We start from the raw sequence: 16,613 nt of genomic DNA on the forward strand, positions 1-16,613 counted from the left end.
CGCCACTCCACCCGAACGTGTGGAGCCCTCCTCCGCAAACCCGTTCGGGAGCGATTGGCGAGTTCCCGCCGGTGTGGTGGGGCACCGCCGCGTTCCCGGCCCTTCGCGCCCGAAAACGCTTGGACCGGGCGGCGCCGCTCGCGGGAGACTCCGTCTTCATCTGACGGTCCGACAACACAGGGTTGGGCATGGAATCCCCTGAATCATGCGAATCATCTGAATCACCGGAAAAACCCGAGGGGTTGCCGAGCAAGGGCTCGGTGACCCTCGCCCTCCGCTGCTACGGGCGGGAACTGCTCCGGCTCCGGCTGCTGACCGCCCCGGCACTGCTGCTGCCCGCGCTCGGCAACATCGGCATCAACTACATCGCCCCGCTGATCGTCGCCAAGCTCGTCGGCCGGATCGCCGGGGGCGGGGCTTCCTCGGCGATCGGCCCGATGCTGCCGTACGTCCTCGGCTTCGCCGGCGTCCTGCTCCTCTCCGAGGCTCTGTGGCGGGTCGGTCTGCACTGCCTCAACCGCCTCGACGCACGCGGCATCGAGAACCTCTACGTGATCGGGATGGACGAACTCTTCGCCAAGGACGCCGCCTTCTTCCACGACAACTTCGCCGGATCGCTGACCAAACGGGTCCTCAGCTTCGCCTCCCGCTTCGAGGACGTCGTCGACACGCTCACGTTCTCCGTCATGGGCAGCTTCGTACCGCTGCTGTTCGCGTCGGTGGTGCTGTGGCAGTACGACCCGCTGCTCGTGGCCGGGCTGCTCGTGCTGATCACCTTCACCGGGGTACTGGTGACACCCCTGATCCGTCGCCGCCAGCGGCTCGTGGCCCAGCGCGAGAAGGCCATCGCCCGGGTCTCGGGCCATGTCGCCGACAGCCTGATGAACATGGACACGGTGCGGGCCTTCGCCGCAGAGGAACGGGAGGCCGCCGAACACCGCTCCCGGGTCGCGGAGTCCCGTCGCCTCACGCTGCGTTCCTGGGACTACGGCAACCTGAAGATCGACACGCTGGTCGCCCCGATGTCGGTGCTGACCAACGTGCTCGGTCTCGTCCTCGCCCTCGGTCTGGGCGCGGCGGACCACGGGGTGGAAGTGGTCATCGTGGCGTTCACGTACTACGCCAACGCCACCCGGATCATGTTCGAGTTCAACCAGATCTACCGGCGTCTGGAGAGCTCGATGACGGAGGCGGCGCAGTTCACCGAGCTGCTGCTCGATCCGCCCACCGTGCTCGACCCGGTGTCGCCGGAACCGCTCCTGGGCAAGGAGGCCGACGTCCGCTTCGAGGGCGTGACCTTCGCGCACGGCGGCGGGAACCCGCTCTTCGACGGCCTCGACCTGGACGTGCCGAGCGGGGCCAGGATCGGGCTCGTCGGCCGGTCCGGCGGCGGCAAGACGACACTGAGCCGGCTGTTGCTCCGGATGACGGACGTGGACGGCGGCCGCATCCTGATCGGCGGGCAGGACATCAGCAGAATGCGCCAGACCGACCTGCGCGGCCTGATCGCCTACGTCCCCCAGGACCCGGTGATGTTCCACCGGACCCTGCGGGAGAACATCGCGTTCGCCCGGCCGGACGCCTCCGAGGCCGAGGTGCGCCGGGCGGCCGAGGCTGCCCACGTGACGGAGTTCGCCGACGCGCTCCCCGACGGCTTCGACACCATGGTGGGCGAGCGCGGGGTGAAGCTGTCCGGCGGGCAGCGCCAGCGGGTCGCCCTCGCCCGGGCGATCCTGCGCGACGCGCCGATCCTGCTGCTCGACGAGGCGACCAGCGCGCTGGACTCCGAGAGCGAGATCCTCGTCCAGGACGCGCTGTGGCGGCTGATGGACGGCCGGACGGCGCTCGTGGTGGCCCACCGGCTGAGCACGGTGGCGTCGATGGACCGGCTGGTCGTCCTCGACCGCGGCCGGATCGTCGAGCAGGGAACGCATCAGGAGCTGCTCGACGCCGAGGGTTCGTACGCGAAGCTGTGGCAGCACCAGTCGGGCGGCTTCCTCGACGAGACGCCCACGGACGACACTCCGGCGGGCGCGGCGGAACTGCGCTGACCGGCACGCCCCCGGGTCCGCCGGGCCCGGGGTCGTGGCATCCGCCAGCTACGGGGGCGCGCCCGGCCCGGGGCCTGGTCCCGGATCCGGTACCGGTACCGGGCCGGGTCCCGGATCCGGCCCCGCCCCCGTCCCTGCCCCGGGACCTGACCCCGGCCCCGCCTCCGGGCCTGACGCAAGACCCGCCTCCGTCCCCAAATACCGGCTCAGCGTCGGCTCCCGCGCCAGGACCGCTCCGATCGTGAACGCGAACGTGAGCGCCGCGCACATCACGATCAGCCAGGACAGCAGCGTGAACACGAGTCCCAGGGACCCGTACGCCTCCAGCGCCCTGTTCAGCGCGTTCGGTACGTAGAGGGGGGCCGTCAGCCCGAGCGCGGTGGTGGCGGCGGCCGCCAGCAGGGCGCCGGGGAGCAGCGGCAGCCAGGCCACCCGTTTGGCGAGCAGCAGGTGCTGCGTCCAGAGCCAGACTCCCGCGCTGACCAGGAAGTACAGCGGAAACCCCACCCAGCCTCCCGCGCCGAATCCGTCCCGGACGGGGCCCTGGAGGAGGACCACCATGAGCAGGGCGAGCAGCCAGACCAGCCATCGCCAGGCCGCGATCCGCGTCTTCGACTTGGGCAGCTGCCAGGCCCGTTCGCAGACCCTCGCCATGGCTCTGCTGAAGCTGGTCGCCGACACCAGTGCCAGGACCACCCCCACCGCGCCGCTGGTGTCGCGCAGGGTGCCGCCGGCCGTGCTGTCCAGGACGCGCTGCAGTTCCTGGTCCGAGGGGCCGCTCAGTCCGAAGATGGCCCGCAGGGAGGCCAGGAGCTGGTCGCGTACGCCGTGCGGCGCGAACGCGGCCACGGCGAACAGGAGCGGCACTGCGGCCAGGAACGCCTGCGCGGCCAGCCGGGTGCCCGCGTCCAGCAGGTTGCCCGAGGCCAGCCTGCCGACCAGCTCGGTGAGGACGGGGAACCGGCGCTCGGCCCCCGTCCACACGCCCCGCATCCGGGCCACCCATGCCCTCACGTCTCCGCTCCCCCGGCCTGTTCAGGCCGCCGAAGGCTGATCACGGGTGCGGCGGTCGACGAACTGTGTGGTCAGGTGGGCGATGACGGCGGCGAGCACGATCAACGGCATCTGGTTGTACGCGTCCTCGCCGAGCAGCAGGACGGCCAGGACCGCGCTCGTCAGCGGGAGGCCGGAGACCGTGGCCGCGGCGGCGGCGAGACCGAGCGCGAGCGCGGGGGTGACACCGAATCCGGGCAGGGCCGAGCAGGCCATGGCGGCGGACGCCCCGATCAGCAGGGCGGGGAAGATGGGGCCGCCGCGCAGGCTGCCGAGGCTGATGCCCCAGGCGAGCCCCTTGCACGCGACGAGGGCGACGAGGGCCGCGACGGACCAGTCGTGCGGGTGCGCGGCGAGTTCGCCGAGGGTCGCCTGGCCCGAGAGGGCCGCCTCCTCCGGTGAGCGGCCCGTCAGCACCGCGTAGGCGGTGAGGCAGATTCCGGCGGCGAACGCGCAGGCCACCGTGCGTGTGGCGGTGCTGCGGGCGGTCCAGACGGCGGTGATCCGGCCGAGCTGGTGCCCGGCGCCGACGATCACGGCGACGATCACGGCGAGGGGCAGGCCCCACAGGAAGTCGCCGGCGTCGGGATTGACGTCGGGGGGCAGCGTGGGGAGCGCGAGGCCCCCGATGGAGAGCCCCGTCCACGTTCCGAAGCCGGTGAAGACGAGCGCGCCGACGGCGCTGGCCACGAGACAGGGCAGGAGGAGCAGGACGAGCTGTCCGCCGGCCAGTCCCGCCGCCTCGACGACGAGGACGGCGGCGACGAGGGGGCCGCCGAGGATGGTGGCGATGGCGGCGGTGGAGCCGGTGGTGCCGATGACCAGGGCCGACCGCGGGTCGACGGCGGTGCGGGCGGCCCGAAGGGCGAGGAGGGCCAGGCCGCTGCCCACCGCCATCAGGGGCGCCTCCGGGCCCAGTACGACGCCGAGCGGCAGGGTCGCGAGCGCGGCGAGGGCGGCGCCGGGCAGCTCGGCCGGGCCGACCGGCGGGCCGCCGAGGCCGTTGACCGGCAGGTGTCCGCCGTGACCGCGCATGCGGGTGACGATCGGGGCCAGGATCAGTCCGGCGAGGAGGAGCGCGGGCAGGGGCCACCACCAGGGCGCCCGGTCGTGGCCCAGGGCCCGGGGAAGGCTCTCCCAGACGGCGTGCTGGAGGGTGTGCTGGAGGCCGACGAAGAAGAAGCAGGCCACGGCGATCGGTACGCCGAGGAGTACGGAGACCAGCAGCAGCTTCTGGTAGGAGCGGCTGAGCAGGAGGTTCCGTACGCCCTCCGCGTCGGGCGCGGTCGTTCCCCGCGTCTCCTCGCTCACGCCGTGCCTTCGGGTCGGCCGCCCGGAGGCAGGACGGGTCCCGCGCAGGCCGACGCCGCCGCCGCGGCGGGCCGTGCGGGCCTCCGCCGCTCTGTCCGGTCGAACAGCACCGCACCCTCCCGGGAAAGCCGAACGGTCGTCGTCCCCCCAGTGAAAGGGGTCTGACGGGGTCTCGCATCCGGGCCGGGCGCGAGCGGGCCGCCGGACCGCGGCCAGGCATGGTGGTCCGGACGCGGCCGACCGGTCGCGAGGCGGACACCGGCGCCGACACCGACACCCGTACGGGACCGGCCAGCGGCACCCACCCCAACCCAGGCCCGCCCACGCACCCTCACGGGCACCCGCACCCGCACCCGCACCCGCACCCCGACGAAACACCGTTCCCTCCCCACCCGGATACAGCCAACAGCCCGGACACGGCCGGGACGTCACAGCGCGCGGCCCGGAAAAGCCGTGCGGCGTCTGCGATCCGGCGGGCTCGGCGGTGGCCGCTGTCGCACAAGGATCGTCCGGGTGTCACGGTGCCGTCACAGAGCCGTCGTCGCCCCATCGCACTCGGCGGACGCAGGTTGGCCTGAATCCATGACACTCGATCCCCCGCGCCCGTCCCGTCGTTGATCACGTCCGCCGCGCCTCACATACTGCGCTGACCGGCGACGGGCGCCATCGCGCCCCCGGTCCGGAACCGACCACTCGACCTCATCCCAAGCTCCTGGGGGAGACTTGCGCGCACACGTGCACAGAGCACGCGCCTTCACCATCGCGGCGGCCACTTCGGTGGCGCTCGTGGCAGGCATGACCGGCCCGACGGCGGCCATCGCCGCGAACACGACGGCCGCACCGGACACCCCGCGCCTCGACGGCAGCCGGCGGATCCCGCTCATCACCGGCGACCGCGTCGTGGTGGACGGCACCGGCCGGATGGTGGGCTTCGAGTCCGCCCCCGGCCGTGAACACATACCCGTGCAGGTGCAGCGCACGGCGGGCCACACGCTGGTGGTCCCCGCCGACGCGCAGCGCCTCATCGCCTCGGGCGTACTGGACCAGCGGCTCTTCGACCTCGATGTGCTCGGCGACCCGCGGCTGCGCAAGAGCCACAGCGCGGGCCTCAAGCTGATCGTGCAGTACGAAGGGGGTGCCGCCGCCGCCCGCGCCGAGGTGCGTACGGCCGGTGACACCCAGCTGCGGCGGACGTTCCCGAGCATCAACGCCGACGCCATCCGCACCTCGCAGGACGACGTGGCCCGGGTCTGGGACGCCCTCACCGACCGGGAGCGGACCGGCGCGCGCGCCGTCGCCTCCGGCATCGCCAAGGTGTGGCTGGACGGGGTGCGCGGCGCGCGCCTGGACCGCAGTGTCCCGCAGATCGGCGCCGACCGGGCCTGGCAGTCCGGGTACGACGGCGCGGGCGTGAAGATCGCCGTCCTCGACACCGGTGTCGACAAGACCCACGACGACCTCAGGACCCAGGTCGTCGGCGAGAAGAACTTCTCCGCCGCGGCCGACGCGGTGGACCGCGTCGGGCACGGCACCCATGTCGCGTCCATCGCCGTCGGCACCGGCGCCAAGTCCGGCGGCCGGTTCAAGGGCGTCGCCCCCGGCGCCAAGGTGATCAGCGGAAAGGTCCTCGACGACGAGGGCTACGGGGACGACTCCGCCGTCATCGCGGGCATGGAGTGGGCCGCCGCCGAGGGCGCGGACGTGGTCAACCTCAGCCTCGGCGGTCCGGACTCCCCCGGCGTCGACCCGCTGGAGGCCATGGTCGACAAGCTCTCCGCCGAGAAGGGCATCCTCTTCGCCATCGCGGCCGGCAACGACGGCGAGACCGGCGCGTCGTCGGTCGGCTCGCCGGGCAGCGCGGACGCCGCGCTCACCGTCGGCGCCGTCGACAAGGACGACCGGCTGGCACCGTTCTCCAGCACCGGCCCGCGCGTCGGTGACGGCGCGGTCAAGCCGGACGTGACCGCGCCGGGCGTGGCCATCGCCGCGGCCGCCGCCTCCGGCAGCCTGATCGACCTGCGCCCCGGCACCCCGCACCCCGCACCCGGGTACCTGCAGATCGACGGCACCTCCATGGCGACGCCGCACGTCGCCGGCGCGGCCGCGATCCTGAAGCAGAAGCACCCGGACTGGAAGTCCGTCGAACTCAAGGGCGCGCTCACCGGTTCCACCAAGGGCGGCGACTACACCGCCTTCGAGCAGGGCACGGGCCGGATCCAGGTCGACAAGGCGCTCGACCAGAGCGTGATCGCCGAGCCGGTGTCGCTGAACTACGGCACGGCGCTCTGGCCGCACACCGACGACAAGCCCGTCACCAAGAAGCTCGCCTACCGCAACCTCGGGACCGCCGACGTCACCCTCGACCTGTCGGTGTCGACCCTCGACCCGGCGGGCAAGCCGGCCCCTGCGGGCTTCTTCGCCCTCGGCTCCTCGAAGGTGACCGTGCCCGCGGGCGGCACGGCCGAGGTCGACCTCGTCGCGGACACCCGGATCGGTGAGGCCGACGGCACGTACTCGGGCTACGTCACCGCCTCCTCGGCGGGCCAGTCGGTGCGTACGGCCGCGGTGGCCGTGCGCGAGGCCGAGTCGTACGAGCTGACGCTGCGGACGGTCGGCCGTGACGGCGCCGACGCGCAGAACTTCTCCAGCACCCTGACGGGCGTCAGCGGTCCCGCCGCGGGCTTCCAGGCGCGCGTCGACAACGAGCCGGGCATCCACACGATCCGTGTGCCCAAGGGCACGTACACCTTCAACTCGGCCGTCTACCAGGACCCGTCGGACTACACCGCGGGCACCGACTGGATCGCCCAGCCGAAGCTGGACGTCACCGGCGACACCTCGGTCGTCGCCGACGCCCGCACCACCAAGCCGGTGGACCTGACGGTGCCCGGCATCGACCGGGCCGACTACGGCGGCACGTACTACGAGGTCGACACCGACATCGGCCGCGTCGGCAACGGCTGGGTCCTCAGGGGTTTCACGGGCTTCCGCACCGCGCACCTCGGTCCGGCGGTCACCGACGGCACCCTCCTCCAGACCTGGGACGCCCACTTCATCAAGGACGCCACGAGCCAGTACTCGGTGGCCTTCGGCGGCAGGACCAGCAAGGTGACGACCGGCTACACCAAGCACGTGAAGGCGAACGAGCTGGCCACGCTCAAGGTCGGTCTCGGCTCCTCCGTGCCCGGGAAGTCCGTCCTGGCCTCCCCGTACGCCCATCTGCCGGGCGCGCCGGAGGGCAACGGCTACTCCGCACCGCAGGCGGCGCCGGGGACGCGCACCTTCTACGTCTCCACCGCGGACGGCGTCTCCTGGCTCACCCGGCTCAACCAGCTGGGCGAGCCCGACCAGTGGGGCTACCCGGCCTTCGAGGGTGCCTACGAGATGCTCCGCCCGAAGCGCTACGAGACCGGCCGGACGTACCGGGAGACCTTCAACACCGGTGTCTTCGGCCCGCTCCTCGGTGAGCGCATGGGCGTCTTCCGTACGGCTCCGGACCCGGCGACCGGCCAGCAGCAGCTCGTCGGCGCCGTGCCGCTGGTCGCCGACGGCAAGGGCAACGTGGGCACCGTTCCGTACTCCTCCGTCACGTCGACGCTCTACCGCGACGGTGTGAAGGTCGGCTCGAACGACGACCCGCTGAGCGGTTCCGCGCCCTTCTCGGTCGACGGCGCCGACGCCGAGTACCGCCTCGTCACGTCCGTGGAACGCCCGTCGGGCGTCTCCACCGTCTCCACCCGGATCGAGACCGGCTTCACGTTCCGCTCGAAGCAGGTCGCGGAGACCACGGCGCTGCCCGTGTCCACGGTCCGCTTCGCGGCCCCCGTCGACCTCGCCACGCGCGCTCCTGAGCACGCGACGGTCCTGGTCCCGGTGACCGTGCAGGGCTCGGCGGCCGGCCGGAACCTCAAGTCGCTCTCCGTGAAGGTGAGTTACGACGACGGGAAGACGTGGAAGGCCGTCCAGGTCCGCAACGGCGGCATCTCCGTGAAGAACCCGGCGAAGGACAGCGCCCTCTCGCTCTCCGCCGTGATCACGGACAAGCAGGGCAACACGTCGACGCTGACGATCCACAACGCGTGGTTCGGCAAGTGAGGCTGCCCGGGTGAACACGTGAACGCGTGATCGCATGACCGGGCGATCGGGGGCCGGGCATCAGGGGAACACCTCTGATCCCCGGCCCCCGGTCGTCGTGTGCCGCGTCTCGTGTCTTGTTCCCGCCACTCGCCGGGGGCCGGACGGAGATCACCGTTTCCTTCGACCCGGGTGGTCGTTGCACCCAAAGATCCATTGGGGTGACAACGCGTCACCAGCGAGTCGAAAGTATGTGCCTTCAGTGAGCCTCACCACCGAAGACCTGTGGTTCTCCCCCGACCGTCCCGTGGCAGCCCGTCACCACACCCGGCTCTTCTGCCTTCCGCACGGCGGGGCGGACGGGTCGGTCTTCCGGTCCTGGCAGGCCATGGTGGACCCCGGGATCGAGGTCGTGCCCGTACACCTGCCGGGGCGCGGAATGCGCATGGCGGAGCCCCCCGAGAGCTCGTTGACCCGACTCGGCGAGCGTCTCACCGGCCCGGTCGCCCGCCGCGCCGACGACCTTCCCTACGTGCTGTTCGGCCACAGCATGGGAGCGCTGCTCGCCTACGAGCTCGGCCTCGCCCTCCAGGACGGCCCCCGCCCGCCGGCCGCCGTGATCGTGTCCGGCGCCGTCCCGCCGCACGTGACCCGTCGCACCGAGACCATGCACCTCCTCCCGGACGGCGAGTTCCTGGACAGGCTCGGTGCCCTGGGCGGAATCCCGCCGGAGCTCCTCGCGGAGGAGGAGTGGCTGGAGCTCTTCCTGCCCGTGCTGCGCGCCGACTTCGAGGCAGCCGAGACCTACCGCACCGGGAACGCGCTCTCCCCCGCCGTACGGCTGATCGCGCTCGGCGGCGCCGACGACCCGGCGGCACCGCCCGCCGACGTGGAGCGGTGGCGCGAGCTGGGGACCGAGGTGACCGTACGGATCTTCCCCGGCGCCCACTTCTTCCCCTTCGAGTCGACCGCCGAGGTCCTCGCCCTCGTGTCGGACGCCTGCCCTTCCCGTTGACCGGCACCCTCCCCCGTGCCGGTACCAGCGCCCCCACTCGTCCCCCCACCCGCTCCCTTCGCCGGGTGAGTCAAGGAATGTTCAACGTGAGCAACAAGGCTGTACGACAAGGCCGTTACGGCATCGACGGACCGGGCTGGATGGCAGCCCTCGGCGGCGGTGTCCTGGCGCCGCTCGCGGCGGTCGCCGCGGGCGCGCCCCGTTGGCTGCTGCGGATCCCCCCACTGCTGGCCGTCCCGGCCGGGCTGTATCTGCACGCGACCGCGCGGGGCAAGTTCCTCGTCTGGGAGGAGCAGTTGGACGCGCTCGGCCTGCGGGGTGACGAACAGGTCCTGGACCTGGGCTGCGGGCGCGGAGCGGTCCTGACGGCGGTGGCGCACCGGGTGCCGAAGGGCCGGGTCACCGGCGTCGACCTCTGGCGTTCGGTCGACCAGTCCGGCAACACCGAGAGCGCCACGGCGGACAACGCCCGGCGCGAGCGGGTCGCCGACCGGGTCGAACTGGTCACCGCCGACATGAGGAGCCTTCCCTTCCTGGACGATCAGTTCGATCTGGTGGTGTCCAGCATGGCGATCCACAACATCGTGGGCGCAGAGGGCCGCGAGGAGGCCGTACGGGAGGCCTACCGCGTCCTCAGGCCGGGCGGGCGGCTGCTCGTCGCCGACATCTTCCACGCCCCGCGCTACCTCGACGTGCTGCGTGCGGCGGGCGCGGTGAACGCCACCCGCACCGACGCCGGCCCGCGGATGTGGTGGAGCGGTCCTTGGGTCCGGACCCAGCTGGTGAGCGCGGAGAAGCCGGACGTGGACGAGGGCGACCACGACAGCGAAGGCGCCGGAGCGCGCGACGGGGAGCCGCAGGCATGAACCCTTCCGCCCCCTTCCCCGAGGCGTACGGCCGACGGCCGGGCAGTCTCGTCGACCTGCTGAGGTCGCGGGCCGAGCGGCAGCCCGACCGGCTCGCGTACGTCCTGCTCGACAGCCACGGCGCGGAGGACACCCGACTCACCTACGCCCAACTCGACCACCGCGCCCGCGTGGTGGCGGCGACGCTGCAGGAGGAGGTCAAGACCGGGGACCGGGTCCTGATCCTGCACACGCCCGGCGCCGGCTACCTGAGCGCGTACTTCGGCTGCCTCTATGCCGGGGCCGTCGCCGTACCGTGCTATCCGCCGCACGCCCGGAGCCTCACCCGGCTGCGGGCCGTCGCCGCGGACGCGGCGCCCGCCGCCGCCCTGCTGGGCGACCGCATCACGCCCGGGGCCCGCCGGCAGCTCCTCGACGCACCCGAGCTGCGGGCCGTCACCTTACTCCCGAACGACGCCCTCACCGCCGACGCCGAGCAGTGGACCGACCCGCTCGTCGGCACCGACAGCCTCGCGTTCCTGCAGTACACCTCGGGCAGCACCGCCGCGCCGAAGGGCGTGATGGTCTCGCACGGCAACCTCCTGCACAACTCCGCTCAGATCCAGCGGCGCATCCGGACGTCCGAGGACTCCGTCAGTGTGAGCTGGCTCCCTCCGTACCACGACATGGGACTCATCGGCGGGATCCTGCAGCCCCTCGTCGCCGGCTTCCCCGCGGTCCTGATGGCGCCGGGCACCTTCGTCCTGGACCCCGTCCAGTGGCTGCGCGCGCTCTCCACCTACGGGGCGACGAACTCCCCGACGCCGCCGTTCGGCCTGGACCTCTGCGTCGAGCGGGTCGACCCCGCCGTCCACGAGCCCCTGGACCTGAGCCGCCTGGAGAGCGTCATCATCGGCGCGGAGCCCGTACGGGCGTCGGCGCTGGACCGGTTCGCCGGGCACTTCGCCCCCTGGGGGCTGCGCCGGGACGCCCTGCGGCCCAGCTTCGGACTCGCCGAGGCCACCCTGATGGTGTCCTGCGGGACGCACCTGACCCGTTCGACCTCCGTCACGGTCGACGCGCCCACCCTGGAGGCGCACCGCGTCGTCCCGGGCGGCGACGACGACCCCGGGGCCGTGGGCGACGGGCCCGCCCGGAGCCGGGACATCGTCGGGTGCGGTTCCACCGTCGACGGGCAGCGGCTGGTCGTCGTCGATCCGGCCACCGGGAACCTCTGCGGACCCGACCGGGTCGGCGAGATCTGGGTGGGCGGCCCGAGCGTCGCCCGCGGCTACTGGGGGCGCTCGGACGAGAGCGAGGCGGCCTTCGAGGCCGAACTCCCCACCGGAGAGGGACCGTTCCTCCGGACGGGCGACCTGGGGTTCCTGCGCGACGGCGAGCTGTTCGTGACCGGCCGCAGCAAGGACCTGATCATCGTCCGGGGCCGCAACCTCTACCCGCAGGACATCGAACGCTGCGCGGAGCGCGCCCATCCCGCCCTGCAGGCCAACTCCTCGGCCGCCGTGGCCGTCGACGACGACGGAACGGAACAGCTGTCGCTCGTCGCCGAGGTCCGGCGCGGGGCGGACCTGCCACCCGCCGCAGAGGTCGCCCAGCGGCTAAGCCGGGCGATCGCCGCGGAGTTCGACGTACGGCTCCACCGGCTGGTCCTCGTCCGCACCGGCACCATCCCCAAGACCTCCAGCGGCAAGATCCAGCGCAGGGCCACCCGGCAGGCCCTCCTCGACGGCGGCCTCACCGTCGTCGGCGAGTGGACCGCCGGTTCCGACCGGGGACCCGACCGGACCGTCGACGACGACCGCCGGACCGGCGCCGTCGAGGCCTATCTCGGCGACCTGGTGGCGACCCTGATGACGGATCGATCGGACGGACCGGATCGCGAACGCCCGCTGCTCGACCTCGGGTTGGACTCGCTCGCGACGCTGCGCCTCGTCGGCCGGGTCGAGCGCGACCTCGGCGTGGACGTGTCCGAGGACGTGTTCGACGGCGATCCGACGATCGCCACGCTGGCGGCCGTCGTCGCCGAACGGCACCGGGGTCGACTCCCCCTCGACGAGGCGGGCCGGCTGCTTCGGGCCGAGACCCCGGCCGCCCTCGGCACGATGCCCGCTTCGCCGCAGGTCACCGCCGACGCCGCCCCGGACACCCCCGCGGGCGCCACCGCGGCGGACCCGGCCGTCCTGCCGGACGCGCCCTTCCCCCAGACCGACACCCAGCAGGCCTACTGCCTCGGCCGCACGGGCGCCTTCGAGCTGGGGAACGTCTCCACCCACGTCTATCTGGAGTTCGACGCCCCCACTCTCGACCTGCCCCGCTTCGAGCACGCCTGGCGGCGGGTGATCGACCGGCACGAGATGCTGCGCGCCGTGATGCTGCCCGAGACCAACGAGCAGCGGATCCTCCCCGAGGTGCCCCCGTACGAGATCCGGGTGACCGATCTCCGAGGCCGCGAACACCAGGAGGTGGAGGCCGAGTTGGCGTCCGTCCGGGAGCGGCTGTCCCACGAGGTGCGTCCGGCCGACCAGTGGCCGCTGTTCGAGGTCGCCGCCACCCGGCTCGACGACGGCCTGCGGGTCCACCTCAGCGTGGACTCGCTCATCGCCGACTTCTCCTCAGGACGGCTCCTGTTCGACGACCTGTCGCGCTTCTACGAGGAGCCGGACGCACAGCCCCCGGCGCCGGAGAAGTCGTTCCGCGATCACGTGCGCGCCGAAGGGGAGCGCAAGGAGGGTGCCGCGTACCGGCGCTCGCGCGACCACTGGTGGAGCAGGCTGCCCCAACTTCCCCCCGCTCCGCAGCTGCCCGGGGCCGCCCGCGCCGGTGCGATCGAGCGGCCCCGGTTCACCCGGCGGGAGACCACGCTGCCCGCCGAGCTGTGGCAGGGACTCAAGGAGCGGGCCGGCCGGGCCGGACTCACCCCGACCGGGCTGCTGCTCGCCGCGTACGCCGAGGTCCTGGCCACCTGGAGCGCCGGACGCCACTTCACGCTGAACGTGCCACGCCTCAACCGGCCGGTCCACGACCCGGCTTATGGGGAGGTGATCGGCCAGTTCGCGTCCTTCACCCTCCTGGAGGTCGACTTCCGGACGGGCTCCACCTTCCTCGACCGGGCGCGCGGACTGCAGCGGCAGCTCCGCTCCGACCTGCGGCACCAGGACGTCACCGGTGTGGAGGTGCTGCGCGAACTGATGCGCCTCCAGGGCGGATTCGACCAGGCGCTGATGCCGGTGGTCATGACCAGCAACCTCACCTTCGCCACCGAGGGGAGGACCCCCCTCGAAAAGCTGCTCACCCCCGTCTTCGCCGTCTCGCAGACCCCGCAGGTCTCCCTCGACGAGCAGGTGCAGGAGGAGGAGGGTGCGCTGCTCCTCAACTGGGACGCGGTCGACGAGCTCTTCCCCGCCGGGCTCGTCGACGACATGTTCGCCGCGCACACGGCCCTGCTGCGCGCGCTCGCGACCGACGAGCGCACCTGGGACCTGCGTGCTCCGCTCGCCCTGCCGCCCGCGCAGGCGAAACGGCGCCGGTCGAGCACCGGTCCGACCCGTGCGATCCCCGACGTGCAGGTGCAGCACTTCTTCGAACGACAGGTGGCCGCACGCCCGGACGCCCCCGCCGTGATCGCCCCCGACCGGTCCTTGTCGTACGCGGAACTCGACGCCGCCGCACGGCAGGTGGCCGACTGGCTGCGTACGCACGGCGCACGGCCCGGCCGGCTGGTCGGCGTCGTCATGGAGAAGGGCTGGGAGCAGGCCGTCGCCGCCTACGCGGTGCTGTTCTCGGGAGCCGCGTACCTGCCGATCGACCCGGATCTGCCCGGGGGACGCGTCCGCGCTCTGCTCGCCAAGGGCGAGGTCGAACTCGTCCTCACCCAGTCACGGCTGGACGCGTCCCTGGACTGGCCGACGGGACCCCTGCGGCTCAGCCTGGACGGGCCGCTGCCCGCCGTCACCGATACGCCGCCGCCCGTCGACGGCGGCCCGGCCGACCTCGTGTACACGATGTTCACCTCGGGGTCGACGGGCGAGCCGAAGGGTGTGTCGGTGAACCACCGGGCGCTCGTCAACTGCCTGGTGGAGACCGTCGCGGCGTTCCGGATCACGGCGGGCGACCGTTGCCTCGCGGTGTCCGCGCTCCATCACGACCTGTCGGTCTTCGACCTCTTCGGGGTCCTCGGCGCGGGCGGAACGATGGTCGTCCCGGCCGCCGCCGACCGCCGTGACCCGGCGCACTGGGCGCGGCTGATCGCCGCCCACGGGGTCACCGTGTGGAACTCGGTCCCGGCCATGATGGAAATGCTCCTGGAGGCGGTCGGCGGGGACCCGGCGACCGGTTCGGGCGACGCGGTCGCGCCGCTGGAGTCGCTCCGGCTGGCGTTCCTCGGCGGCGACTGGATCCCCCTCGCGGTCCCGCGCCGACTGGCGGACGCGGCACCGGGCGTCGAGGTGGTCTCCGCGGGTGGCCCGACCGAGACGACCCTGTGGAGCATCTGGCACCGGATCGCGGAGGTCGACCCGTCCTGGCGCAGCGTTCCGTACGGCACGCCCCTCGCCAACGTCGGCTACCACCTGCTCGACGAGCGCCTCGACGAGTGCCCGGAGTGGGTCACCGGGGAGATGTACGTCTCCGGCGTCTGCCTGGCGGACGGGTACTGGCGCGAGCCCGAGCGCACCGACGCGGTGTTCATCACCCACCCCCGCAGCGGGGAGCGGATGTACCGCACCGGGGACCTCGGCAGGTGGCGGCCGGACGGCACCGTCGAGTTCATGGGACGCGCCGACTTCCAGGTCAAGATCCGGGGTCAGCGCATCGAGCTCGGCGAGATCGAGGCGGCGCTGCTCGCGCACCCCGAGGTCGCCTCGGCGGTCGTCACCGCCACCGCGCGTACGGACCGGCCGGGCCACGACGGGCTGGTCGCGTACGTGATTCCCGAGCGGAGGGGTGACGGCGTACGAGCGCCGGTCCTGGGTGGTCAGCCGACGGGCGACGCCCCGCACGACACCTCCGACATCGCCACCGGCCTCCAAGAAGCCCGCCGCACCGGCGTCACCGTGCTCGACCCCGTGAACCGGGCCGCCTTCAAGCTCGCCCGGCGCGGCCTGCGCCGGGAAGCGGACCGGCCCCGGGTCGCCCTGCCGCCGGTGACGGACGAGCCGTCGGGGCGGCGCAGCGACCGGGCGTTCCTCCCCGAGCCGCTGGACCTCGCGGAACTGGCCGCCTGCCTGGGCGTTCTGCGGCAGGACGAGGTGGACGGGCTCGCCAAGTGCCGTTACCCGTCGGGCGGGGGGCTCTACCCGGTCCAGACGTACCTGTACGTGAAGGCCGGTGCGGTGTCCGGTCTGGCGGGCGGCACGTACTACCTCGACCCGTCGGACCACGCGCTGGTGACCCTCGACGAGGGGGCGACGCTCGATGCCGGGATCCACGCGGCGCACAACCGTGCGCTCTTCGACGCCGCCGGTTTCTGTCTCTTCCTCGTCGCGGACCCGGACGCGATCGAGCCCATGTACGGCCGGCTCGCCCGTGACCTCTGTCTGCTGGAGGCCGGGTACATGGGCCAGCTCCTGATGGACCGGGTGTCGCGTACCGACGTCGGGCTCTGCCCGATCGGCGCGTTCGACTTCGCCCCGGTCAGGCCGCTGCTCGCGCTGGGTGAGCGCCATCTGCCGGTGCACTCGCTGCTCGGCGGGCGGGTGGACCGTACCGCCCCCGTCCGGTCGGCCGGGGCCGTCGAACGGGCGGCGCCGCTCGGAGACCTCCGGGCATGGCTGGGGGAACGGTTGCCGGCGCACATGGTCCCCCCGCACGTGCTGACCCTGGAGAGCTGGCCGCTCAGCGCGAACGGCAAGGTCGACCGCCGCGCGCTGCCCGCCCCCCGGCAGGCCGACGACGCGGCCGGTTCCGCCGCGCCGCGCACACCGACCGAGGAGCGGCTCGCCGCGCTCTGGTGCGAGGTCCTGGGGCTCCCCCACGTGGACGTCCGCGACAACTTCTTCGAGCTCGGGGGCGATTCGCTGGCCGCGACGCGGCTGATCGCCCGGATCCGCAAGGGGTTCAGTCTCACGATCGGCCTGCGTGAGGTGTTCACCTCCCGCACGATCGCGGACCTCGCGGTCACGGTCGACCGCCTCAGGACCGAGGCGGCCGGGAGGGGCGACGCCCATGAGGTGAGCGACGGGGCCTGACCCCCTTCCCCTGCTTCCCGAGGACGACCGGGGGCCGTTTCGGATCACTCCGAAACGG

7 protein-coding genes are annotated in these 16,613 nt (G+C 72.9%); 5 read left to right on the plus strand and 2 right to left on the minus strand.

Features of this window, described 5'->3' with window-relative positions; translation table 11 throughout:
- Nucleotides 1–260 precede the first annotated feature (260 nt).
- The gene (locus ASD33_RS20580) at nt 261–2,051 is read left to right on the plus strand and encodes an ABC transporter ATP-binding protein (RefSeq protein ID WP_242427138.1); all 1,791 of its coding nucleotides are present in this window, start codon (nt 261–263) and stop codon (nt 2,049–2,051) included.
- Between the two features lie 48 nt (nt 2,052–2,099).
- On the opposite strand, the gene ASD33_RS20585 is transcribed toward ASD33_RS20580, so the two are convergent.
- A complete protein-coding gene (locus tag ASD33_RS20585; protein ID WP_242427140.1) occupies nt 2,100–3,065 on the minus strand; it encodes a YhjD/YihY/BrkB family envelope integrity protein in 966 nt (321 codons plus the stop codon).
- 21 nt (nt 3,066–3,086) lie between these two features.
- A complete protein-coding gene (locus ASD33_RS20590; protein WP_056562274.1) occupies nt 3,087–4,415 on the minus strand; it encodes a chloride channel protein in 1,329 nt (442 codons plus the stop codon).
- 795 nt (nt 4,416–5,210) lie between these two features.
- On the opposite strand from ASD33_RS20590, the gene ASD33_RS20595 reads away from it, so the two are divergent.
- The 4 genes from ASD33_RS20595 to ASD33_RS20610 all read left to right on the plus strand — a co-directional run bounded on the left by ASD33_RS20595 (nt 5,211) and on the right by ASD33_RS20610 (nt 16,555).
- Nucleotides 5,211–8,510: a S8 family serine peptidase gene (locus tag ASD33_RS20595; RefSeq protein WP_079044936.1), complete on the plus strand. Its 3,300-nt coding sequence runs from the start codon at nt 5,211–5,213 to the stop codon at nt 8,508–8,510.
- Nucleotides 8,511–8,751: 241 nt separating this feature from the next.
- Nucleotides 8,752–9,504 carry an alpha/beta fold hydrolase gene (locus tag ASD33_RS20600; protein ID WP_056562280.1) on the plus strand — a complete coding sequence of 251 codons (753 nt, stop codon included), beginning with the start codon at nt 8,752–8,754 and terminating at the stop codon, nt 9,502–9,504.
- 86 nt (nt 9,505–9,590) lie between these two features.
- A complete protein-coding gene (locus ASD33_RS20605) occupies nt 9,591–10,370 on the plus strand; it encodes a class I SAM-dependent methyltransferase (RefSeq protein WP_242427141.1) in 780 nt (259 codons plus the stop codon).
- Nucleotides 10,367–16,555, plus strand: coding sequence for a non-ribosomal peptide synthetase (locus ASD33_RS20610; protein WP_056562285.1), 6,189 nt, complete (start codon nt 10,367–10,369; stop codon nt 16,553–16,555). Before ASD33_RS20605 ends, ASD33_RS20610 begins: the two co-directional genes overlap by 4 nt.
- The last annotated feature ends 58 nt before the right edge of the window (nt 16,556–16,613 follow it).

Origin of the sequence: Streptomyces sp. Root1304, from assembly GCF_001426405.1 — a bacterium.
GTDB lineage: Bacteria > Actinomycetota > Actinomycetes > Streptomycetales > Streptomycetaceae > Streptomyces.

What these genes read in the sequence shown, in the direction of transcription:
- ASD33_RS20595 (WP_079044936.1), top strand. Translation starts at nt 5,211, where the DNA reads ATGACCGGCCCGACGGCGGCCATCGCCGCGAACACGACGGCCGCACCG.
- ASD33_RS20610 (WP_056562285.1), top strand. Translation starts at nt 10,367, where the DNA reads ATGAACCCTTCCGCCCCCTTCCCCGAGGCGTACGGCCGACGGCCGGGC.